Origin of the sequence: Bradyrhizobium sp. 61, from assembly GCF_023073075.1 — a bacterium.
GTDB classification, from domain to species: Bacteria; Pseudomonadota; Alphaproteobacteria; order Rhizobiales; family Xanthobacteraceae; genus Bradyrhizobium; species Bradyrhizobium barranii.
Genome location: NZ_JADPIU010000064.1, coordinates 224,811 through 247,577, shown reverse-complemented (window position 1 = coordinate 247,577; position 22,767 = coordinate 224,811). Strand labels below are relative to the sequence as shown.

21 protein-coding genes are annotated in these 22,767 nt (G+C 65.5%); 10 read left to right on the top strand and 11 right to left on the bottom strand.

Annotation, left to right across the window (positions count from 1 at the left end):
• Positions 1–131 precede the first annotated feature (131 nt).
• Genes IVB46_RS22975 through IVB46_RS22955 form a run of 5 tightly spaced genes read left to right on the top strand, consistent with a single transcriptional unit; the run spans position 132 to position 5,595 of the window.
• Positions 132–1,733 carry an ABC transporter substrate-binding protein gene (locus IVB46_RS22975; RefSeq protein ID WP_247308787.1) on the top strand — a complete coding sequence of 534 codons (1,602 nt, stop codon included), beginning with the start codon at positions 132–134 and terminating at the stop codon, positions 1,731–1,733.
• A 17-nt stretch (positions 1,734–1,750) separates the two neighbouring features.
• A complete protein-coding gene (locus IVB46_RS22970) occupies positions 1,751–2,692 on the top strand; it encodes an ABC transporter permease (protein ID WP_071915430.1) in 942 nt (313 codons plus the stop codon).
• The gene (locus IVB46_RS22965; protein ID WP_135215851.1) at positions 2,689–3,612 is read left to right on the top strand and encodes an ABC transporter permease; all 924 of its coding nucleotides are present in this window, start codon (positions 2,689–2,691) and stop codon (positions 3,610–3,612) included. The genes IVB46_RS22970 and IVB46_RS22965 overlap by 4 nt, the downstream gene beginning before the upstream one ends.
• A 19-nt stretch (positions 3,613–3,631) precedes the next feature.
• Positions 3,632–4,621, top strand: a complete 990-nt coding sequence (locus IVB46_RS22960) for an ABC transporter ATP-binding protein (protein WP_063984401.1) — start codon at positions 3,632–3,634, stop codon at positions 4,619–4,621.
• Entirely contained in the window at positions 4,618–5,595 is a 978-nt protein-coding gene (locus IVB46_RS22955; protein ID WP_071915428.1) for an oligopeptide/dipeptide ABC transporter ATP-binding protein, read from the top strand. The genes IVB46_RS22960 and IVB46_RS22955 overlap by 4 nt, the downstream gene beginning before the upstream one ends.
• A 5-nt stretch (positions 5,596–5,600) precedes the next feature.
• On the opposite strand, the gene IVB46_RS22950 is transcribed toward IVB46_RS22955, so the two are convergent.
• The 11 genes from IVB46_RS22950 to IVB46_RS22900 form a co-directional block, all read right to left on the bottom strand.
• The gene (locus IVB46_RS22950; protein ID WP_247308789.1) at positions 5,601–5,888 is read right to left on the bottom strand and encodes a YciI family protein; all 288 of its coding nucleotides are present in this window, start codon (positions 5,886–5,888) and stop codon (positions 5,601–5,603) included.
• Between the two features lie 88 nt (positions 5,889–5,976).
• Positions 5,977–6,951: a sugar ABC transporter substrate-binding protein gene (locus tag IVB46_RS22945; protein WP_247308791.1), complete on the bottom strand. Its 975-nt coding sequence runs from the start codon at positions 6,949–6,951 to the stop codon at positions 5,977–5,979.
• Between the two features lie 42 nt (positions 6,952–6,993).
• Complete coding sequence (locus IVB46_RS22940; RefSeq protein ID WP_247308800.1) at positions 6,994–7,971, bottom strand: ABC transporter permease; 978 nt, start codon at positions 7,969–7,971, stop codon at positions 6,994–6,996.
• A complete protein-coding gene (locus IVB46_RS22935; protein WP_063984397.1) occupies positions 7,968–8,918 on the bottom strand; it encodes an ABC transporter permease in 951 nt (316 codons plus the stop codon). Before IVB46_RS22935 ends, IVB46_RS22940 begins: the two co-directional genes overlap by 4 nt.
• On the bottom strand, positions 8,911–10,437 hold the full coding sequence (locus IVB46_RS22930; RefSeq protein ID WP_247308802.1) for a sugar ABC transporter ATP-binding protein: 1,527 nt from the start codon (positions 10,435–10,437) through the stop codon (positions 8,911–8,913). The genes IVB46_RS22935 and IVB46_RS22930 overlap by 8 nt, the downstream gene beginning before the upstream one ends.
• The gene (locus IVB46_RS22925) at positions 10,434–11,828 is read right to left on the bottom strand and encodes an FAD-linked oxidase C-terminal domain-containing protein (protein WP_247308805.1); all 1,395 of its coding nucleotides are present in this window, start codon (positions 11,826–11,828) and stop codon (positions 10,434–10,436) included. Before IVB46_RS22925 ends, IVB46_RS22930 begins: the two co-directional genes overlap by 4 nt.
• Positions 11,829–11,880: 52 nt before the next feature.
• Complete coding sequence (locus IVB46_RS22920) at positions 11,881–12,765, bottom strand: intradiol ring-cleavage dioxygenase (protein WP_247308807.1); 885 nt, start codon at positions 12,763–12,765, stop codon at positions 11,881–11,883.
• A 14-nt stretch (positions 12,766–12,779) separates the two neighbouring features.
• Positions 12,780–13,682 carry an NAD(P)-dependent oxidoreductase gene (locus IVB46_RS22915; protein WP_247343523.1) on the bottom strand — a complete coding sequence of 301 codons (903 nt, stop codon included), beginning with the start codon at positions 13,680–13,682 and terminating at the stop codon, positions 12,780–12,782.
• Positions 13,683–13,703: 21 nt separating this feature from the next.
• Positions 13,704–15,077, bottom strand: coding sequence for an amidohydrolase family protein (locus IVB46_RS22910; protein ID WP_247308811.1), 1,374 nt, complete (start codon positions 15,075–15,077; stop codon positions 13,704–13,706).
• Between the two features lie 4 nt (positions 15,078–15,081).
• On the bottom strand, positions 15,082–16,161 hold the full coding sequence (locus IVB46_RS22905; protein ID WP_247343520.1) for a maleylacetate reductase: 1,080 nt from the start codon (positions 16,159–16,161) through the stop codon (positions 15,082–15,084).
• A complete protein-coding gene (locus IVB46_RS22900; RefSeq protein ID WP_028147171.1) occupies positions 16,158–16,481 on the bottom strand; it encodes a Dabb family protein in 324 nt (107 codons plus the stop codon). The genes IVB46_RS22905 and IVB46_RS22900 overlap by 4 nt, the downstream gene beginning before the upstream one ends.
• A 108-nt stretch (positions 16,482–16,589) precedes the next feature.
• On the opposite strand from IVB46_RS22900, the gene IVB46_RS22895 reads away from it, so the two are divergent.
• From IVB46_RS22895 to IVB46_RS22875, 5 genes are all read left to right on the top strand, one after another.
• Positions 16,590–17,513, top strand: a complete 924-nt coding sequence (locus IVB46_RS22895; RefSeq protein ID WP_028147172.1) for a LysR family transcriptional regulator — start codon at positions 16,590–16,592, stop codon at positions 17,511–17,513.
• Positions 17,514–17,526: 13 nt separating this feature from the next.
• Positions 17,527–18,972, top strand: a complete 1,446-nt coding sequence (xylB, locus tag IVB46_RS22890) for a xylulokinase (protein ID WP_247343517.1) — start codon at positions 17,527–17,529, stop codon at positions 18,970–18,972.
• A 130-nt stretch (positions 18,973–19,102) separates the two neighbouring features.
• Positions 19,103–20,626, top strand: coding sequence for a sugar ABC transporter ATP-binding protein (locus IVB46_RS22885; protein ID WP_028155725.1), 1,524 nt, complete (start codon positions 19,103–19,105; stop codon positions 20,624–20,626).
• Positions 20,619–21,656, top strand: a complete 1,038-nt coding sequence (locus IVB46_RS22880; RefSeq protein ID WP_071915415.1) for a ribose ABC transporter permease — start codon at positions 20,619–20,621, stop codon at positions 21,654–21,656. The genes IVB46_RS22885 and IVB46_RS22880 overlap by 8 nt, the downstream gene beginning before the upstream one ends.
• 102 nt (positions 21,657–21,758) lie before the next feature.
• Positions 21,759–22,706 carry an ABC transporter substrate-binding protein gene (locus tag IVB46_RS22875; protein WP_135215839.1) on the top strand — a complete coding sequence of 316 codons (948 nt, stop codon included), beginning with the start codon at positions 21,759–21,761 and terminating at the stop codon, positions 22,704–22,706.
• Positions 22,707–22,767 lie beyond the last annotated feature (61 nt).

Genomic DNA, 22,767 nt, shown 5'->3' with positions numbered 1-22,767 from the left:
GGTCGTAATCCAGATGAGATCCCGCTGGCGAAGGCCCGGTTAGTGGCATACCATTTGCACGCCAATGGGTTCTGGTTTCACCTGCCTTTGGCCAACGATGGCCGGCATCACGGCACTACTGGGAGGATTTCATGGATCGCAGGACCGTTTTGAAGGGACTGGCCGGCGCGGGCGGTCTGGCATTGACCGGCCTCTCGGCCCCGGCGATCGCACAAGGCGCCTCTGCGCGCACCCTGCGCTTCGTGCCGCAAGCCAACCTCGCCAATTTCGATCCCATCTGGGGCACGCAATATGTCGTGCGCAACGCGGCGGCGCTGGTCTGGGACACGCTCTACGGCGTCGATGCCAAGCTCCAGCCGCAGCGTCAGATGGTCGAGTCCGAGGAGACCACCGACGACGGCAAGACCTGGACCTTCAAGCTGCGCCCGGGTCTCAAGTTCCATGACGGCGAGCCGGTGCTGAGCAAGGATGTCGTCGCGAGCCTGTCGCGCTGGGCCGCGCGCGATCCAATGGGTCTGATGATCCTCGCTATCCAGCAGGAATTGACTCCGGTCGACGACCGCACCTTCAAATGGGTCCTGAAGCAGCCTTTCCCGAAAATGCTGTACGCGCTGGCCAAGAACAACGCGCCGTGCTCCTTCATCATGCCCGAGCGCATCGCGAAGACCGATCCGTTCAAGCAGATCACCGAATATGTCGGCTCGGGTCCGATGAAGTTCGCCAAGAGCGAATGGGTGCCCGGCGCCAAGTCGGTGTTCGAGAAGTTCACCGATTACGTGCCGCGGCAGGAGAAGGCGTCGTGGCTTGCCGGCGGCAAGAACATCCTGGTCGATCGCGTCGAGTGGCTGGTGATGCCGGATCCGGCCACCGCTGCGGCCGCCTTGCAGAACGGTGAGGTCGACTGGTGGGAGAACCCGATCTCCGATCTCGTACCCGTGCTGAAGAAGAACAAGAACATCAGCGTCGATATCGGCGATCCCCTCGGCAATATCGGCTCCTTCCGGATGAACCATCTGCACCCACCCTTCAACAATGTGAAGGCGCGGCGCGCGGTGCTGATGGCGTTGAGCCAGGAAGACTATATGCGTGCGCTGGTCGGCGACGACGATACGTTGTGGAAGCCGCTGCCCGGCTTTTTTACGCCGGACACACCGCTCTACACCGAGTTGGGCGGCGAGATCCTGAAAGGAAAGCGCGATTTCGATGCGGCCAAGAAGCTGCTCGCCGAGAGCGGCTATTCCGGCCAGCCGGTCACTTGCGTGGTCGCGCAGGACCAGTCGATCACGAAGGCGCAGGGCGACGTCACCGCGGATCTGCTCAAGAAGCTCGGCATGAATGTCGATTTCGTCGCGACCGATTGGGGCACGGTGGGCGCGCGCCGCGCGATGAAGACACTGCCGGGGCAGGGCGGCTGGAATATGTTCCACAGCTGGCACGCCGGCGCCGATTGCATCAATCCGGCCGCCTACACCGCCATCCGCGCCAATGGCGACAAGGCCTGGTTCGGCTGGCCCAACAGCCCGAATACCGAGAAGGAGATCACGGCCTGGTTCGACGCCAAGAATCTCGAGGAAGAGAAGGCCGCGATCGGGCAGGTCAACAAGGCGGCGCTCGAGGATGTCGTCTACGCGCCGACCGGCTTCTTCCTGACCTACACGGCATGGCGCAAGAACGTCTCCGGCATCACCAAGGGGCCGCTGCCGTTCTTCTGGAACGTGTCGAAATCCGCATGATGGTACGCTGAAGCCAGATGCTCTCTTACATCCTCCGTCGCATCGTCTCGACCTTGCCGGTGATGGCAATCGTCGCGCTGTTCGTGTTCAGCCTGCTCTACATCGCGCCGGGTGATCCCGCCGTGGTGATCGCGGGCGACCAGGCGAGCCCGGAGGATGTGGAGCGCATTCGCCAGAGTCTGGGTCTCGACCGTCCTTTCCTGATCCAGTTCGGAAGCTGGGTCTGGCGCATTCTGCACGGCGATCTCGGCACCTCGATCTTCACCAACCTTCCGGTCTCGACGATGATCGGACAGCGTCTCGGGCCGACACTGTCGCTGATGATGGTCACGCTGCTACTCACCATCGTGGTCGCGGTGCCGCTTGGCGTCGTGGCCGCGTGGAAGGCGGGGAGCCTGATCGACCGCGTCATCATGGCATTCGCCGTGTTCGGCTTCTCGCTGCCCGTCTTCGTCGTCGGCTATATCCTCGCCTATGTCTTCGCACTCGAGCTCGAATGGCTTCCGGTGCAGGGCTATACGCCGCTCACGGAAGGCTTCTGGCCGTGGCTGCAAAACCTGATCCTGCCATCGATCGCGCTCGGCTGCGTCTACATCGCGCTGATCGCGCGCATCACGCGTGCCACCATGCTTGAAGTCTTGCAGCAGGACTATATCCGCACCGCGCGGGCCAAGGGCCTCGGGCAAGGCGGCATCCTCTTCGTTCACGCGCTGAAGAACGCCGCGGTGCCGATCGTCACGGTGATCGGGATCGGCATCGCACTCCTGATCGGCGGCGCCGTCGTCACGGAAAGCGTGTTCGCGATCCCCGGCCTCGGCCGGCTCACGATCGATGCCATCCTGCGCCGCGACTATCCCGTCATCCAGGGCATCGTGCTCCTCTTCAGCTTCGTCTACGTCCTCGTCAATCTGATGATCGACGTCGTCTACACGCTCGTTGACCCGAGGATCCGCTATTGACCGATACGACCGTCAATCCGCAAGCGCTGCCGGCGGGCTTCGTTCTCGCGCCGCAACTGCCTGAAATCCTGCGGCCGGTTAGGATCCGGCGCGGCTTCATCGGCCTCTTGCGTGGCCATCCCACGGTCGCGATCGGCGGCGCGCTGCTGCTGACGCTGGTTCTGATCGCGATCTTCGCGCCCTATCTCGGGACGGTCGATCCGACGGCACTTGCGCCCGCCAAGCGCACCCGCGCGCCGTCCGCCGCGTTCTGGTTTGGCTCCGACGTGCTGGGCCGCGACATCTATTCGCGCGTGCTCTTTGGCGCGCGGGTCTCGCTCACGGTCGGCCTGTCGGTTGCGATCCTCGCATCCGCGGCGGGCCTCGCCATCGGCATCGTCTCCGGCTTCATCCGCTGGGCGGACGGCATCTTGATGCGCTTCATGGACGGATTGATGTCGATCCCGCCGATCCTGCTCGCAATCGCGCTGATGGCGCTGACGCGCGGCAGCGTCGGCAACGTCATCCTGGCCATCACCATCGCCGAGATCCCGCGGGTTTCCCGTCTTGTCCGTAGCGTGGTGCTGTCGCTGCGCGAGCAGCCCTATGTGGACGCCGCGGTCGCCTGCGGCACGCGCACGCCGATGATCATCCTGCGCCACATCCTGCCCAACACGTTGGCGCCGATGCTGGTTCAGGCGACTTACATCTGCGCCAGCGCCATGATCACGGAGGCGATCCTGTCCTTCATCGGGGCCGGCACACCGCCCACCATTCCGTCCTGGGGCAACATCATGGCCGAGGGCCGCGCGCTGTGGCAGGTCAAGCCCTACATCGTGTTCTTCCCGGCGGCATTCCTCTCCGTCACCGTGCTCGCCGTGAACCTGCTCGGCGACGGCCTTCGCGATGCGCTCGATCCGCGCATGGCCAAGAGCCTCTGATGTCGAGGGGTTGATCGCGATGGCCTTGCTCGAAGTCGAGAACCTCCAGACCCACTTTCGCACGCCCGGCGGCATCAACCGAGCGGTCGACGGCGTGTCCTTTCATGTCAACGAAGGCGAGACGCTCGCCATCGTCGGCGAATCCGGCTGCGGCAAGTCGGTGACCTCGATGTCGCTGATGCGGCTGATTCCGGAGCCGCCGGGCAGGATCGCAGGCGCTGTCCGCTTTGCGGGCAGGGACCTGCTGCAACTATCCGACCGCGAGATGCGCGCCATCCGCGGCAACGACATCTCGATGATCTTTCAGGAGCCGATGACGAGCCTCAACCCGGTTCTGACGGTCGGCCGCCAGATCCGCGAGACGCTGATGATCCATCAGGGCCTGGACAAGCAGGCGGCCGAGGCGCATGCGATCGAGATGCTGACGTTGGTCGGCATTCCCGAGCCGAAGCGGCGCGTGCGCGAATATCCGCATCAGCTTTCCGGCGGCATGCGCCAGCGCGTGATGATCGCGATCGCGCTGGCCTGCAATCCAAAGCTCCTGATCGCGGACGAGCCGACCACCGCGCTCGACGTGACCATCCAGGCGCAGATCCTGAAGCTGATGCTTGATCTCAAGCGCCGGGTGGGCGCGGCGATCATCCTGATCACTCACGATCTCGGTGTCGTCGCCGAGATCGCCGAACGCGTCATGGTGATGTATGCCGGCCGCAAGGTCGAGGAGGCGCCGGTGGCCGAGCTGTTCCGCTCGCCGCGCCATCCCTATACGCAGGGCCTGCTCGGCGCAGTGCCGCGGCTCGGCTCCTCGCTAACAGGCACCGCGCGGCGGCTGGCCGAAATCCCGGGGCAGGTGCCTGATCTGCGCAAGCCCATCATCGGCTGCGTCTTCGCCGGCCGGTGCGCGCTCGCGACCGATCTCTGCCGCCAATATGCACCTGGGCTCGAAGAGAAGGCGCCTCGCCACGTCGCCGCCTGCCACTATTCCGCCAAGGGGGCCATCGCGGCATGAGTCCTCCGCTGCTCCAGGTCAACGACCTCAAGAAGCATTTTCCGGTCAAAAAGGGCCTGTTCGGCCGCAAGTCCGAATATGTCTATGCCGTCGACGGTGTGTCCTTCGAGATCGCGAAGGGCGAAACGCTGTCGCTGGTCGGCGAGTCCGGTTGCGGCAAGTCGACGGTCGGCCGCGCCATCCTGCGGCTGTTCGACATCACCGCGGGCCAGGTGATCCTCGACGGCCAGCGCATCGACGACGCACATCCGAGCACAATGCGCCAGATGCGCCGCCGCGTGCAGGTGGTGTTCCAGGATCCGTTCTCGAGCCTCAATCCGCGCATGCGCGTGCGCGACATCCTGGCCGAGCCGATCCGCAATTTCGGCCTCGCCAAATCCGCCATCGATCTCGAAACCCGCGTGACGGCGCTGATGGATACCGTTCGGCTGCCGCGCGAGGCGCTCAACCGCCGGCCGCACGAATTCTCCGGCGGCCAGCGTCAGCGCATCGGTATCGCGCGGGCGCTCGCGGCGGAGCCCGAGCTGATCGTCTGCGACGAGGCGGTCTCCGCGCTCGACGTCTCGGTCAAGGCGCAGATCGTCAATCTCTTGCAGGACCTCCAGCGCGAGTTCGGCCTGGCGCTGCTGTTCATCAGCCATGACCTCGCCATCGTCGAGCACATGACCCATCGTGTCGCGGTGATGTATCTCGGCAAGATCGTCGAGGTCGCGCCGCGCCGCGAGATCTTTGCCGCGCCAAGGCATCCCTATACCAAGGCGCTGCTCTCCGCGGTCCCGCTGCCCGAGCCCGGCGCCCAGCGCAATCCCATCATCCTCAAGGGGGACGTGCCGAGCCCGATCAACCCGCCGAGCGGGTGCCGCTTCCACACCCGTTGCCCATACGTCTTCGATCGCTGCCGGACGGAGGAGCCGACGCTGCGCTCGACCGGACCCGAGCAATGGGTGGCTTGTCACCTCGAAGAGGCGCCGTAGCCCCATCAGCCCTGGCGGCGCAGGAAGCCTGTGATCGTGACTTTCTCCCAGATGCCGGCTGCGGCGAAGGGATCGGCGCGGTTGAAGGCTTCGACCTCGGCGCGGCCGGGCGCCTCGATCAGGAACAGGCTGCCGATCATGTTCGCGCCGTCGTCGGAGACGAGCGGGCCCGACATCACGATCTTGACGCCGAAGCGCGAGGTGTCGCTCAGGAAGGCCTTGTGGGCGTCGTAATTGGCGAGCCGGGTCGGCAGCGCGCCGACGCGATCGAGGGCGTGAATGGCGAACAGCATGGTGTCTCCGTTGACGTTTCGGTTTTCTTGGGACGTTTCTTGGGACGGCCGCGAAGGCGGCCGTCCGTGCTTGTGATGAGCGGTTGGGCTACTTGGCGCCGAGCTTGCCGGCGTCCTCGAAGGTCGGGCAGGTCCGCTGCTCCAGCGGCACGTCGAACGGCTGGTAATTGTCCTTGGTGATGACGGTCGGCTTCAGCACGATCTCGGCAATGACCGGCTGGTTGCGCAAGCTGCGGATCGCCATCATGGTGCCGAGACACCCTTGCGCAAATCCGTTGTAGTCGCCGCTGGCAAGCAGCTTGCCAGACTTGATCGCGTCGATCGCCTCCTTGGTGCCGTTGATGCCGATCACCTGGGCCTTGCGGTTGGCACCGTCGAGGGCCTCGATCGCGCCGACCGCCATGGCGTCGTTGGCCGCCAGCACGCCGTCGATCTGCGGGTTCGACTGCATCAAATTCTCCATGACCTGGAGCGCCTGGAGCCGCTGGTAGTTGCCGGGCTGTGAGGCGAGCAGCTTGGCGCCCGAATTTTCCTTCAGCGCGTCGTTGAAGCCGCGGACGCGGTCGACATTGGTCAGCGAGCCCTTGACGCCCTCGATGATGACGATGTTGCCCTTGCCGCCCAAGGTCTTGAGCAGGAAGCGCGCGGTTTCCAGTCCGAGGCTGTAATCGTCGGCGCCGACGAAGGAGAGGAACTTGCCGCCGGCGGAACGGTCCGTGATGTTGACGACGGGGATCTTGGCCTCGTTGATCTTCTCGACGCCCGGCACCATCGCCTTGTAGTCGACCGGCGTGAAGACGATCGCGCTCGGCTTCTTCACCACGACGTCCTCGATCTGGCTGAGCTGCTCGGGGATCGAGTCCGGCTTGGTCGGGATGTACTGCAGTGTCTTCGCGTTCAGCGCTTTCGCCATGTTGTCGGCACCGACCCGTACAGTCTGGAAGAACGGATTGGTCTGGTTCTTGGTGAACACGGCGATGGTCTCGCCGTCGGCGCGCGCTTGCGTGGTGAACGCGGCCGCCATCAGCAGCGGCAGCGCCAAATAACCCAGTGTCTGTTTCATGTAGCCTCCATCCCTCATTTTGCTTGTTGGATTTCTAAGAGCTCATTGCGCGCGGCGGCGGGTCTTCATGTCGAGCCAGACCGCGAGAATGACGATGATGCCGGTGACGAGCGGCTGCCAGTTGGCGCTGACCGACAACAGGTTCATGCCGTTCAGCACCAGCGTCAGGATCAGCGCGCCGATGAAGGTGCCGAACACGGTGCCAACCCCTCCGAACAGCGAGGTGCCGCCGATCAGCACGGCTGCGATCGCGGGAAGCGTCAGGCTTTCGCCGATGTCGGCTTCGGCTGAATTGAGTCGCGACAGGAAGATGATCGAGGCCAGTCCTGCCATGGTGCCTGATACCGCATAGACCAGCAGCAGGCGCCGTGCGACCGGAATGCCGGAGAGGCGGGCGGCGACCGGATTGGCGCCGATCGCATAGATCTCCTGGCCCCAGATCGTGCGCTGCGCAAACAGCGTTCCGATCCCGAGGAACACCAGCAGCAGGTAGACCGGGATCGGCAGGCCGAACAGATAGCCGCTGCCGATCTGGCGGAATCCTGCGGGGAAGCCGTGAAGGGTTTCGCCCGCCATGTACCAGTAGGTGAGGCCGTTCAGCACCCAGAGCATGCCGTAGGTGGCGATGAAGGAGGGGATGCGCAGAGCGGTGACCATGATGCCGTTGAGCAGGCCAACGATGCCGCCGCAGGCGAGCCCCGTGAGGATGCCGAGCGCCGGCGAGCCGGTCTTGTGGATCACGGTCCCGGCGATGCAGGCGGACAGCGCGACATTGGCGCCGACGGAGAGATCGAGGCCGGCGGTGAGCACCACCAGCGTCAGGCCGGAGGCGATGAAGAAGGTCAGGCTCGCCTGTCTCAGCACGTTGAGGATGTTGCCGAGGCTCAGGAAGGAGTCGTTGAGCACGGCGAGCACCGCGCAGATCAGCAGCGCCGCGAGCAGGCGGTAGAACACCTGGATTGCGTCCTGCGACAGGAACGAGCGGGGCGGCGAGAGGGCCTCTTTGGAGATGTCGGTCATGCGCGGCTCCGCAGGCCGTCGAGGAAGAGGGCGACGATGACGAGGACGCCGACGCTTGCGACCTGCACCGAAGAGGGCATCGAGATCAGGTTGAGCCCGTTGCGAAGCACGCCGACCGCGATCACGCCGAGCAACGTGCCGAGCAGCCAGCCATTGCCGCGCTCGAACGAGGTACCGCCGACCGCGACCGCGGCGATGGCGTCGAATTCGAGACCGAGGCCGGCGGTCGGGTGGCCGGAATTCATCCGCGCGGTCATCAGCAGGCCGGCAATGCCGGCCATGGCGCCGCCGATCGCGTAGACCGCGATCAGCAGCTTGTTCGGCGAGAGGCCGGCATAGCGCAGCGCCTCGCGGTTGCCGCCGAGCGCGAAGATGTAGGTGCCGAAGCGGGTGTGGTAGAGCAGTCCGTGGAAGGCCGCATAGGTCACCAGCGCCATCACGATGGGCACGGGCACGCCCAGAAGCGTCGCCGAATAGATGTCGCGCACGCTGTGGGGGATGCCGACCACGCTCTGGCCGTCGCTGACGATCAGCGACAGGCCCTGCGCCATGCCGAGCGTGCCGAGCGTCGCGACGAAGGGCGGAATGCCGACGATGGCGACCAGCCAGCCGTTGGCGAAGCCGAAGGCTGCGCCGACGAGAAGCCCGGCGCCGAGGCCCAGCAGCATCGACTTGGTCGCGAGCGACACGATGGCAACGCAGAGCGAAGTCAGCGTCAGCACCGCGCCCATCGACAGGTCCAGCCCCTCCGTCATGATGATCAAGGTCATCGGCAGCGCCAGCATGGTCAGAATGGTCGACTGCACCAGCACGTTGGAGAGGTTGGCGACCGACAGGAAGCCGGGCGCGATCGCGCTGAACAGGGCGATCAGGAGCACCAAGACGATGGCAACGCCGGGAATGCGCTGCAGCGGATTGGGTTGAGAGACGACCGCGGCTTCACGCATGATGCATCCCCAGTCGCACGATGTTCTCCTCGGTCAGTTCGCTGCGGGTCAGGTGTCCGGCGATGCGACCCTCCCGCATCACATAGGCACGGTCGCAGACATGGCAGATCTCGACCTGCTCGGACGAGATCATCAAGGCCGCCGCGCCTTCGGCGACCAGTCGGTCGATCAGCGCAAAGATCTCGGACTTGGCGCCGATGTCGATGCCCCGCGTCGGCTCGTCGAAGATGAAGAGCTTCGAGCCGGCCGCCAGCCACTTCCCGATCACGACCTTCTGCTGGTTGCCGCCCGAGAGCAGGCCGACGGTCTGGCGCGCGCTCGGGGTTGCGATGCGGAGCTGCCGGATCAGGCCGTCGGACGTGCGCTGCGCGCTGCGCTGGTCGAACAGGCCGCTCGGGAACAGTTTTCGCAGCGCGGACACCACCAGATTGTCGCTCACCGACCGCAGCAGCGCGAGGCCCTCGCTCTTGCGGCTCTCCGGGATCAGCGCGATGCCGCGGCGGGCGGCAAGATCAGGCTCGCCGGAGATGGCCTTGCCGTCGAAAATGATCTCTCCCGACGTCACGGCATCGGCGCCGAAGATGGCGCGGGCGACCTCGCTGCGGCCGGAACCGACCAGGCCGCACAGGCCGACGATCTCGCCCCGGCGCACCTCGATGTTGATATCGGAGATGCCGGTCGACGAGCTCAAGCCCTTGACCTCGAGCAGCAGCTCGCCGGGCTTGTCGGCAAAATTGCGCGGATAGGTCATGTCGACGTTGCGGCCGACCATCATGCGGACGAGCTGGTCCGGCGTGACGTCGGCGGGGCGAACGCCGTCGATGCGGCGGCCGTCGCGCATCACCGTGATGCGGTCGCCGAGCGCAAACACCTCGGCCATGCGGTGCGAGATGTAGACGATCGACACGCCATCGGCCTTCAGCCGGGCGATCAAAGCGAACAGCAGCTCGGTCTCTCGGTCGGACAGCGCCGCCGTCGGCTCGTCCATCACGAGGATGCGCGCGTTTTGGCTGATCGCCTTTGCGATCTCAACCATCTGCTGCTGCGCCACCCCTAACTTGTCGACGGTGGTGGAGGGATCGATCTCGAACCCGATCGTGCCAAGCACGCGCCTTGCGTCGGCCAGGATCTTGCGGCGGTCGATGGTGCCGGGAATGCGGCCCTTCGGCTCGCGGCCGAGGAAGATGTTCTGGGCGATATCGAGATGGGGGACGAGCGAGAATTCCTGGAAGATCACGGCAATGCCGAGCTTCTGCGCATCCGCGGTCGAGGAGATCGCGACCTTGTCGCCCTTGTAGTAGAACTCGCCGGCGTCGGCGCGGTAGGCGCCGCACAGCACCTTCATCAGGCTCGACTTGCCGGCGCCGTTCTCCCCCAACAGCATATGGACTTCGCCGGGGAAGACGGCAAAGGAAACATCATCCAGCGCCTTGACGCCGGGAAACTCCTTGCTGATGCCGCGCAGCTCCAGCAGCGGCGTGGGTGAGGCGGGCTCGATGGCCAATGCGGCGCTGCTCATGCGTGCACTCCGCTCGCAAAGATCTTTCCGGGATTCATCAATCCATCAGGATCGAGCGCGGTCTTGATCGACTTCATCACGTCGACGGCCTCGCCGAGTTCGTCAGTGAGATAATCGATCTTGCCGAGCCCGATGCCATGCTCGCCGGTGCAGGTGCCGTCCATCGCGATGGCCCGGGCGACCATGCGGGCCTGAAGCGCCTTGGCGCCCTCGGCCTCATCCGGCTTGGCCGGGTCGATCAGGATCAGCATGTGGAAATTGCCGTCGCCGACATGGCCGACGATCGGGGCGGTAAAACCGTGCTCGTCGGCGTCGCGCCGGGTCTCGGTCAGGCATTCCGCCAGCCGCGAGATCGGCACGCAGACATCGGTGATCACGGCGCGCGCGCCGGGCCGCAAGCCCAGGCCCGCATAGAGCGTGTTGTCGCGGGCGTGCCAGAGCCTGCTGCGGTCCTCCTGCGCCTTCGCCCAGGCAAAACCATGGCCGCCATGGTCGGCGGCGATCGCCTGCGCGGCTTCGGCCTGCTCGGCCACGGAAGTCTCGGAGCCGTGGAATTCGAAGAACAAAGTGGGGGCCTCGCGATAGCCGAGCTTCGCGTACGCATTGATGCCGCGCATCATGACGTCGTCGAGCAGCTCGATGCGTGCGACGGGGATCGCGGACTGGATCACGGAGATCGCGGTGTCCACGGCATCGTGCAGGGTGTCGAAGCTGCAGACCGCAGCCGAGATCGCCTGCGGCACGGGATGCACCTTCAATGTGACTTCGGTGATGACGCCGAGCGTGCCTTCGGCGCCGACGAACATCCGCGTCAGGTCATAACCGGCGGCCGATTTGCGCGCGCGCTTCGCGGTGCGGATCACGCGCCCGTCGGCCAGCACTACCTCGAGCGCCATGACATTGTCCTTCATGGTGCCGTAGCGCACCGCCATGGTGCCGGACGCACGGGTGGAGGTCATGCCGCCGATCGAGGCGTCGGCGCCGGGGTCGATCGGAAAGAAAAGTCCGGTGCCGCGCAGCTCCGCATTGAGCTGCTTTCGCGTGATGCCGGGCTGCACGACGACATCCATGTCGCTGTCGTGCACCGTTAGCACCTTGTTCATGCGCGCGAAGTCGAAGCAGACGCCGCCGGCGACCGCGGCCGCATTGCCTTCGAGCGAGGTGCCGGCGCCGAACGGGACGATCGGCATGCCCGCACTGGCGCAGAGCTTCACGATCTCGGCGACCTCCTGCGTGGTTTCAGGGAAGACGACGATGTCCGGCGGAAAATTGCGATAATGCGATTCGCTCTGCCCGTGCTGATCGAGCACGCCGCGCGCGACGCTCGCGCGCGGGCCGATCATGCCGGTGAGGCGATCGGCCAATATGCTCGTGCTGACCCGCGGTCCCATCCTTAGCTCCCGTCTGCTCCCTTGTCGGACTCTTGTTGGTCCTTCGTTTAGCCTAGGCGGCTCTCGCGTTGCTCGCGACCTGCTTCAGGCCGAAATCGTAATTGAGGTGGAAATAGTCGCGCTCCACCATGCGACCATCCGGCGCACGGCCGGCAGGGTGGCCAATGAATTCGCGGATCAGGCTGTCCTTGACGCCGAACACCACGTCAGAGTCGAGATATTTGTCACCGGCGACGAACACATGGGTTACGAGCTGCTCGAAACCGGGCGCCGAGATCATGAAATGCACATGCGCCGGACGCCAGGGATGGCGGCCCTGCACCTCCAGCATCTCGCCGACAGGGCCGTCATGCGGGATCGGATAGGCGGCCGGCTTGATCGACCAGAAATGGAAGCGGCCATTGGCGTCGGTATGGAAGCGCGCGCGCATCGCGAGATCGCCGATGTCGTCGAGCTGCTGCACGTCGTAATAGCCGTCATCGTCGGAATGCCAGACATCGACGATGGCGCCCGCGAGCGGTTGTCCGTCGACGGTCGAGACCGAGCCGGTGACCAGCATGGGATCGCCTTCCATCGGGCCGGAGATATCGGCGCCGCTGTCCTTCTCCGGCGCGGCCTGGACGAAGAACGGGCCGAGCACCGTCGTCTCGGTCGCGCCTTCCGGCACCGGATGATTGATCGCGTCGACCAGCATGGAGACGCCGAGCGTGTCGGACAGCAGGATGAACTCCTGCCGCTTGTCGTCGCACATGTGCCCGGTGCGGGTCAGGAAATCGATGCCGTATTCCCATTCCTTCTGGGTCGGGCGGATCTCGCGGACGAAGGCATGAAGGTGGCGCACCAGCGCTTCGCTGACCTCCTTGATGCGCGGATCGGTCGCGTCCTTGATCCGCTCCAGCACCGCGTCCGTGATCGTGGTCTCGTTGAAGTTACGCATAGCTGTCTCCGCGATCAGAGTTTGGGTTCGCCAAGCCCGGACAGACGTTCCAGGTGCTTGACGGTCGCGATGAAGTCGGTGTCGCCGTCGCCTTGCGCGACCAGTGAGCCATAGGTTTCGCGCACCTGCGCGGCGAGCTGCAGCGGCACACCCACGGCGTGGCCGGCGCCGAGGATGAGATCGAGATCCTTGGCCATCTGCTTGCACGAGAAAGTCGACTCGAAGTCGCGTGTCCGCAGCGGCGCGGTCTTGTACTTCACCATCGGCGAGGCCACCGCGCTATCGTCGAGCACCTTCAAAATGTCCTGCCAGGCGATGCCGCCCTTGCGCGCCAGCGCCAGGCTCTCGGCCATCATCGCCGCCGAGACCGCGATCATCAGATTGACCGAGAGCTTTGCGTAGCGGGCTTCCTCGGCCGGCCCGAGATAGGTCTGGGCGCGGGTGAAGGCTGCGAACAGCGGCTTTGCGTTGTCGAAGGCGTCCTTCGGCCCGGAGACGAAGCAGGTCAGGGCACCCGTGTGAACGATGCTGGCATTGCCGGAGACCGGCGAACGCAGATAGGCGATGCCGCGGGCTTGAGCCACGGCCGCAACTTCAGTGGAGGCCTCGACGCTCACGGTGCTGGTCTCGATCAGAACAGATCCAGCCGCCATCGCGGCGATCAGACCAGCGGGGCCGAGCAGCGCGCCGCGCAAGGCAGCGTCATCCGGCAGGGACGTGATGACCGCCGCCTTGCCGCTCACGGCCTCGGCCGGCGAAGCGGCAATCGAAATGCCTTGCGCACGCGCCTCGTTGATCCGGGCAGCGCTCTGATCGAATGCGGTCACGGCGTAGCCGGCCTTGGCGACGAGCGCCGACATCGGCAGGCCCATCTTGCCGATCCCGATGAAAGCGACATTCCTTGAAGCGTCGGTCATTGATCTCATCCATTGGCGCCTTCAGGCGGCGCGTCCCTGTCGTTCGATGTCCTGCACCAGCCGCCGGCCGGATTGGGCCAGCAGGTCCTTCTTCGTCTCCAGTCCCTCGACCAGCAGCCGGCCGTCCCGCTTCTTCCAGGTGCCTCCGATCATCACAGCCTCGATATTGGCGAGGCTCGTCTGCATCACGACCGTCGCGACGGGATCGTGCACCGGGAAAAGATTGAGATCGGTCGCGTTGATAATGACGAGGTCGGCAAGCTTGCCCGGCGTCAGCGAGCCGATCTGACTATCGCGGCCGAGCATGCGGGCGCCTTCGGTCGTGATCCAGCGCAGCGCCTCGCGGACGGGGATCGTGGTCGTTGCCGGAATGGTGCCGCTCACTTGACGCGACTCCGCATTGTCGAGCGCTCGCTGCATCGACAGCGCGACGCGGGCGACGGAGAAGAGGTCGCCGGCCAGCACGGATTCCAGGTCGATCCCGATGGTCGGGCGAACGCCGCGCTTGAGCAGCCGTCCGGTGATCGGAAAACCGTGGCCCTGGATCATCTCGTTCTCCGGCGTCACCGAGAAGGAGACGCCGAGGTCGACCATCTTGTCGAGGAGATCGTCGGGCAGATCGTTGCCATGAACGATGTTGATGCCGGCGCCGACGAGGCCGGCCTCGATCAGCTTCTCCCAGCCGCCGGGCGTCTTGGCCGGACCGCCGCCCTGATGCATTGATGCGATCAGGTTGAGCTCGCGCGCCAGGCGAAAGTCGTGCATCGCGACGTCGAGCGTCGAATAATGCGGACCGAGAATGGCAAGCCCGAGCGTGACGAGGCCGTCGCGGTCGGCAAGGGGACCGGCCAGCAGCCGCTCGACCTCGCGGCGCGGATGCGGAATCTCGGAGAAATGCGGCTCGCCGGGCTTCGGCTCTGGCTTGGGCGAGCCGTGGAAGAAGGCGGCACGGATGCCGCTCTCGATCAGGCCGCGCACGGCGGCATCGGTATGATCAGGCGTCGGATTGTTGTGGCACCAGTCGACCAGCGTGGTGGTGCCGCAATTGATCTGGTTCAGCGCACCGACGAGGGTCGCAATGTGGATGTCGTCGGGCCGGAACACGGTCGCGAGCCCGGCATGCATGCGGCGGAAATATTCCAGCAGCGTCCAATTGGCGGCATAGCCGCGCAACGCGGTTTGCCAGGTGTGCATATGCGCGTTGATCAGGCCGGGGATGACGATCCGGCCGTTGCCGTCCACGATCGCGGTTTCGGAAGCGCCGCTGCCGAGGTCGATCGATGGGCGCACGTCGAGGATGCGGCTGCCTTCGACCAGCACATCGCCGGTGTTGAGGTCGCCAATCGCATCATCCATGCTGATGATGACAGCGGATTTGATCAGCGTGCGCCGCATCGCTTCAAGCCGCCGCTTTGATGGTAACAGGCGGCTCGCCGGCCCAGGCGCGGGCGATCAGCTCGCGGATGGCATTGCGCTCGAGCGGGCGCGGGTTCCAGTAGGCGTTGGTGACGGCGAGATCGGCCGCCTTGTCGATGCCGCTCTCGGGCATGCCGATGTCGCGCAATGCCAGCTTCGCGCCCAGCCGCTTCGCGAGGTCGTAGAGCCCTTGAGACGCATCGGCCGCGCCGATCGCGCGCGAGATCCGCGCCATCGCATCGGGCACCGCCGGTGCGTTGTAGGCCAGCGCATGCGAAAGCACGATGGTGTGGGTTTCGGCATGCGGCAGATCGAAGGTGCCGCCGAGCGTGTGGCAGAGCTTGTGATGCAGCGCCATGCCGACGGTGCCGAGGCAGACGCCGCACAGCCAGGCGCCGTAGAGTGCTTCGGTGCGCGCCTCGCGGTCATCGCTTTTGGCCGCAATGGCGGGGAGGGCGCGAGCGATCGCGCGGATGCCTTCCTCCGCCATCAGCGATGTCACGGGATTGGTGTCGCGCGCATAGAGCGCCTCCACGGCATGTGCGATCGCGTTGATGCCGGATGTCGCAGCCAGGCTCGCCGGCACCGTCAGGGTGAGGTCGACATCGTAGATCACGGTCTCGGGCAGCACGGCTGCGTCGCGCACCGTGGTCTTCAGGCCGTTCTCGGTCTGGCCGACGATCGGCGTCATCTCCGAGCCGGCATAGGTGGTGGGAATGCAGAGCTGGTTGACGCCGGTGCGCAAGGCCAGCGCCTTGCCAAGGCCGGTGGTCGAGCCGCCGCCGAGCGAGACGACGCAATCGGCCTCGCATGCCTTCATCGCCGCGAGCGCGCGCTCGGTGACCTCGACCGGGGTGTGCATGGTCGCGCCGGGAAAGATGCCGGCGTAGAGCGGGCCGAGGGCTGCGCCGAGGCTCTTGCCTTGCGCCTCCTGCTGCGGCGTCGTCAGCACCAGCGCGCGCTTGCCGCCGAGCCGCTCGACCTCGGCTTTGGCCGAGGCCAGCGTTCCGCTGCCGAACACGACGCGGCAGGGCAGGTTTTCAAAGGTGAACGAACCGATCATGCGCCGGTCTCTTTGATGGGATAATCGACCTGGAAGCGCCCGATCCGCAAGTCGCCCAGCGCTTCGCGGACGCGCAAATGTTCGGGGTGGGTGGCATAGGCGGCGAGTGCGGCCTGGTCGGCAAATTCGGAGAACAGCACCACGTCGCAGGCGTAATCGACATCGCTGACGTCGACGCCGACCTCGATATGGGTGAGGCCCTCAATCCGGCCCCGCAGTCCCTCGAACAGGGTCTTGACCTTGGAACGGGCCGCTGAGCGCTCCGCGGGCGTCTCCCCGCGCAGCCGCCACATCACGATGTGCCTGATCGGGCCCGACATTTCCCAGTTTCCTCGCCTGCTATCTTGCTTGTGTTCTGGCCATTTTGACTTGCGGGATGTGGAAATAAAGGTCAATATTTGTAAGTCTCTTTTTCTAAAAGTGGAAAAATGGATCGCCTGCTGCAATTGGAGGTGTTCTCCAAGACGGCCGAGCTCGGCAGCCTGTCAAAAGCCGCCGAGGCCTTGCGCATGTCGAATGCGGCGGCGAGCCGCCATCTCAGCGCGCTCGAGGAGCGCCTTGCGGTCAGGCTGATCGAGCGCAACACACGCAGGCTGTGGTTGACGGAGGCGGGGCAGGAGCTGCTGGAGCGCTCCAGCCGGGTCCTGAGCGAACTGGCGGAGGCCGAGGACATCGTCAGCGATCGCGCGCTGTCGCCGCAGGGCACGCTGCGGGTCACGAGCTCGCTGTCCTTCGCGGTGATCTACCTGGCGCCGATGCTGCCGGCCTTCCGCGCGCGCTATCCGAAGCTCAACATGCAGATCACGACCGCCAACCGCTATCCCGATTTCATCGAGGCCGGCATCGACGTGGCGATCCGGACGCGCGAGCAGGAGCCGGATTCGAACATCATCGTCCGCCGCATCGGCCAGATGCGGCGCGTGCTTGCCGCCGCGCCCTCCTATCTCGCAAGCGCCGGTGAGCCGGAGCAGCCCGCCGATCTCGCGCGTCACAACATGCTGGTCTACAATCTCGCGAACGATCCCTATTCGCTGCGCCTGCGCAAAAGCCATGGCGCGCAGACCGTCCGCATCACGCCGACGCTCGACAGCAATGACGGCCAGGTCATTCGCGGCGCGGCGCTGGCAGGGCTCGGCATCCTCATCCAACCGCTCTACATCGTCCAGAGCGACATCGCGGCGGGCCGTCTCGTCCCGGTGCTGGTGGATTGGGAGCTGCCGCTGCTCACCATGAACATCGCCTACCAGAACCGCGCCGGGCTGCCCGCCAAGATCAGGGCCTTTTCCGACTTTCTCGTCACCCACATCCGCGAGCATTCGGAGCCGGGAATCTGGATGGACGCGACGAAGTGAGCGGGTAGCAGCCATGTATCTCGGCATCGATCTCGGCACCTCGGCGGTCAAGACCGTTCTCGTCGACGGCGCCCAGCGCGTGATTGCAAGCGAGAGCCGGCCGTTGACGACCGCCTCGCCGCTATCAGGCTATTTCGAGCAGGACCCCGCGCAATGGATCGATGCAACCTTCGCCACGCTCGATGCCTTGAAGGCGACGCATGCCGGCGAGCTGGCGGCTGTCGAAGGCATCGGACTGTCAGGCCAGATGCATGGCGCCACGCTGCTCGATGCGAGCTCGAGACCGTTGCGGCCCTGCATCCTCTGGAACGACGGGCGCTCCGCCGCCGAGTGTCGTGTCCTGGAACGACGCTGGCCCGCCTTGCGCGCGACGTCGGGCAATAAGGCGATGCCGGGATTCACCGCGCCGAAGCTGCTCTGGATCGCGGCGCACGAGCCTGAAATCTTTGCGGCGACGAAACTCGTTCTGCTGCCGAAGGCCTATCTGCGCCTGGTGCTGAGCGGCGAGGCCATCGAGGACGTCTCGGATGCATCGGGATCGCTGTGGCTCGACGCCGCGCGCCGGGACTGGTCGGACGCAGCACTGGCGGCGACCGGCCTGTCGCGCGATCACATGCCGCGTCTGGTCGAGGGATGCGCGCCCGCGACCACGCTTCGCGGCGAGTTGGCGCGGCGCTGGGGCATGACCGGACAGCCGGTGATCGCGGGCGGTGCCGGCGACAATCCGGCAGGCGCCGTCGGCATCGGCGCGATCCGGCCGGGAACCGCGTTCGTGTCGCTGGGAACCTCGGGCGCCTTGTTGGCACCGACCAGCAGAATCGCCGCCAACCCGGACCGCGCGGTGCACACGTTCTGCCACGCCATTCCCGGCATGTGGATTCAGGCCGGCGCGATCCTCTCGGCCGCCTCCTGCCTGGCCTGGATCGCGCGCCTGTTCGGCGCCACCGAGGCCGAGTTGCTGGCGCCGCTTGGATTGCGCCCGCAGGCGCCGTCGGCTGTGAGCTTCCTGCCTTATCTGGCGGGTGAGCGGACACCGCACGATGACCCCGCCGTGCGCGGCATGCTGGATGGTTTGAGCCATGGCACCGATCGCGGGTCGATCGTGCAGGCGGTGCTCGAGGGCGTCGCCTTCGCGCTTGCCGATTGCCGCGACGCGCTCGCGGATGCCGGCATTGCGATCACGGAAGCCGACGCCATTGGCGGTGGTTCACGGTCCCGGTTCTGGCTCTCGGTGCTGGCAAACGTGCTGAATGTTCCGGTCCATCGCTTTGCCGGAGGCGAGACCGGCGCGGCGTTCGGTGCGGCGAGATTGGGGCGGCTTGCTGTCACCGGTGAGGCGATCGCAGCCGTATGCACGCGGCCGCAACGCATCGAGACGTTCGAACCCGACGCAAGACTGGTCGATGCCTATGCCGAGCGGCTTCCCGCCTGGCGTGAACTGTATCGGCCGCGCCACTAGCATCGCCTCGACGTTGCATTCCCGTGTGTTCGGTATTGCTCTGCGCCGCGGCCTTTTGTTTAATGCGTGAACCGCGCTGACGGAATGATTGAGACGCGGGTAGGAAACGCATTGTGCGTCGGGAGGCACGATGAACGATCCGATCCTCGAGATGCGTGGGGTCTCAAAATCCTTCTTTGGCATCAAGGCGCTGCGTTCCGTCGATCTCACCGTCTATGCCGGCGAAATTCATGCCCTGATGGGTGAGAACGGCGCCGGAAAGTCGACCTTGATGAAGATCTTGTCCGGCGCCTACAGGCCCGATCCCGGCGGCGAGATCCGGATCGAAGGAAGCCCGGTACGGATCGAAGGTCCGCTCGGCGGCCGCGCGGCGGGCATCTCCATCATCTACCAGGAGCTGTCGTTGGCTCCCAATCTCAGTGTTGCCGAGAATATCTATCTCGGCCGGGAGCTATCGCGAGCAGGCTTGCTGGCACGCGGCGCCATGCGCGAGGGCGTCGGCCCCATCCTGAAACGGCTGGGCGCGGACTTCCTGCCGTCGACGCTGGTGGCGCACCTTTCCATGGGCCAGCGGCAACTGGTCGAGATCGCGCGTGCGCTGCACGTCAGATCAAAAATCCTGATCATGGATGAGCCGACCACGGCGTTGTCGGCCGGCGAGAGCGCGCGGCTGTTCGCGCTGATCCGCCAGCTTCGCGCCGAGGGGCTTGCCATCATCTACATCTCGCATCGCATGGACGAGGTCTACGCGCTCGGCGACCGCGTCACCGTGCTGCGCGACGGCCGGCTGGTCGGGGCGCTCGACAAGCAGGACATCCGCGCCGACACCATCGTTCGGCTGATGGTCGGGCGTGACGTCTCCTCGTTCTACAAGAAGGATCATGATCCGGAGGCGGGGCGGGGGCATCCCGTGCTCGCAGCGATCGACATGGCCGATGGCCGGCGCGTCAAGGGCTGCTCGCTGACCGTGCATGCGGGCGAGGTGGTCGGCCTCGCCGGCCTGATCGGCGCGGGTCGCACCGAGCTTGCGCATCTCATCATTGGCGCGGCGCCCAGGACCTCCGGCCGTGTCGAGCTGGAAGGACGCCCGGTCGACATCCGCACGCCGGGTGAGGCGCTCGACATCGGCGTCGCCTATCTGACCGAGGACCGCAAGGCGCTCGGCCTGTTCCTGGACATGTCGTGCCTGGACAACATCAACCTCGCGGTGCTCGGCCGGGATGCCCGGATCGGTTACATCCTCGATCGCGACAAGGCCCGCGACCGTGCCAACAGGGCGTTCGCAGCGCTCGGCATTCGTGCCGCCGATATCAACGTCACCGTCGGCGCATTGTCCGGCGGCAACCAGCAGAAGGTGCTGCTGTCGCGCCTGCTTGCGACCACGCCAAAGGTCCTGATCCTCGATGAGCCGACGCGCGGCGTGGATGTCGGCGCCAAGTCCGAGATCTATTCGATCATCGACAATCTTGCCAAATCCGGCACCGCGATCCTCGTCATCTCGTCCGATCTGCCCGAAATCATCGGCATCTGCGACCGCGTCGTCGTCATGCGGGCGGGGCATATCGCCGGTGAAATCGAGCGTGGCGCGACGTCGCCCCTGAACCAGGAAGACATCATGGCGCTCGCCACGGGGATGGAGCAACTCGATGCATGACGGCTCTTCAAAGACGGACGCCGCCGCCGCCGCGGGCCTCGCGGCCGCGCAAGAGACGAAGCGTCAGCGCATAAGGCTTCTGATCCGCGCCGCCGGCATGCTGCCGGTGTTGTTGATCTTGTGCGGCGGCTTCCATTTTCTATCGGAGGGCCGCTTCTTCACCGGACAAAATCTCGGCATCGTGCTGCAGCAGGCCGCAGTGAACACCGTGCTTGCAGCAGGCATGACCTTCGTCATCCTCACCGGCGGCATCGACCTCTCGGTCGGCTCGATCCTGGCGGCGTCCGCGATGGCCGGGTTGACGCTCTCCAAGCTGCCGGAGCTCGGGATGCTGTGGCTGCCGGCCGCGCTGCTCACCGGCCTCGGCTTCGGCGTCATCAACGGCGCACTGATTGCACTCCTCCGCCTGCCGCCTTTCATCGTCACGCTCGGCTCTCTCACCGCCGTACGCGGCCTGGCGCGACTGCTCGGGGCCGATACCACCGTCTTCAATCCTTCCATACCCTATGCCTTCATCGGCAACGGCTCGCTGACGCTCGTTCCCGGCGTCGCGTCGATCCCGTGGCTCTCGGTGATCGCCTTGCTCGTCATCCTCGTCTCGTGGCTGGTGCTGCGCCGGACCGTGCTCGGCGTGCACATCTATGCGGTGGGCGGCAATGAAAGCGCGGCGCGGCTTGCCGGCATCAAGGTCTGGGCCGTGCTGATCTTCGTCTACGGCGTCTCGGGACTCTTCGCCGGGCTCGGCGGCGCCATGCAGGCGGCGCGGCTCTATGCGGCCAACGGTCTCCAGCTCGGTCAGTCCTACGAGCTCGATGCGATCACCGCCGTGATCCTGGGCGGCACGTCGTTCGTCGGCGGCATCGGCTCGATCTGGGGCACGCTGGTCGGCGCGCTGATCATCGCCGTCCTGTCGAACGGCCTGATCCTCGTCGGCGTCTCGGACATCTGGCAATATGTGATCAAGGGCCTGGTGATCATCGGCGCCGTGGCGCTGGACCGCTATCGGCTGCAAGGCTCCGCCAGAACCTGAAAGGGTTCGGCGCGCACCTGAGTGCGCATGGTGTGATGCGAGGTTCCGCTGCGGCAACTGGTCTGCCGTGCCGGGTAAGAATACAGACCAGGGAGGAAGCCAATGTTGAAGACGATCACGCTCGCCGGCGCCGCGATGGCGCTTGCCCTAAGCACCGCGCCATCCTTCGCCAAGGAACTCAAGTCGATTGGCGTCTCGCTGGGGTCGATGGGTAATCCGTTCTTCGTCGCGCTGTCGAAGGGCGCCGAGTTCGAGGCCAGGAAGACCAACCCCAATGTGAAGATCACGACGGTCGGCTTCGAATACGACCTCGGCAAGCAGGTCACCCAGATCGACAATTTCATTGCCGCCGGCGTCGACCTGATCCTGTTGAACCCCGGCGATCCCAAGGCGATCGGGCCGGCGATCAAGAAGGCGCAGGCGGCGGGCATCGTGGTCGTCGCGGTCGACACCGCGGCCGAAGGCGCCGACGCTACCATAACCACGAACAACGTGCAGGCCGGCGAGATCTCATGCCAGTACATCGTCGACAAGCTAGGGGGCAAGGGCGACGTCATCATCGAGAACGGGCCGCAGGTCTCGGCCGTGATCGACCGCGTCGTCGGCTGCAAGAACGTTCTCTCGAAGAATCCCGGGATCAAGGTGTTGTCCAGCGACCAGGACGGCAAAGGCTCGCGTGAAGGCGGTCTCACCATCGCGCAGGGCTATCTGACGCGCTTTTCCAAGATCGACGCCATCTTCGCCATCAACGATCCGCAGGCGATCGGCACCGATCTCGCGGCGCGCCAGCAAGGCCGCAGCGGCATCGTCATCACCGCGGTCGATGGCGCGCCCGACATCGAGGCCGCACTGAAGGATCCGGCAGCGCCGCAGGTCCAGGCTTCCGCTTCGCAGGACCCGTTCTTCATGGCGCGGCGCGCGGTGCAGGTGGGCGTCGGCATTCTCAATGGCCAGAAGCCGGCCTCGACCGTCGAGCTCCTGCCCTCGAAGCTCGTGACCCGGGACAACGTCGCCGAGTACAAGGGCTGGACCTCGGATCGTTCTCAGTAGAACGCCGCCTCCTGCGGGAGCGGTCGAAACACGAGACGACGGGCGGCGTTGTGATCCACGC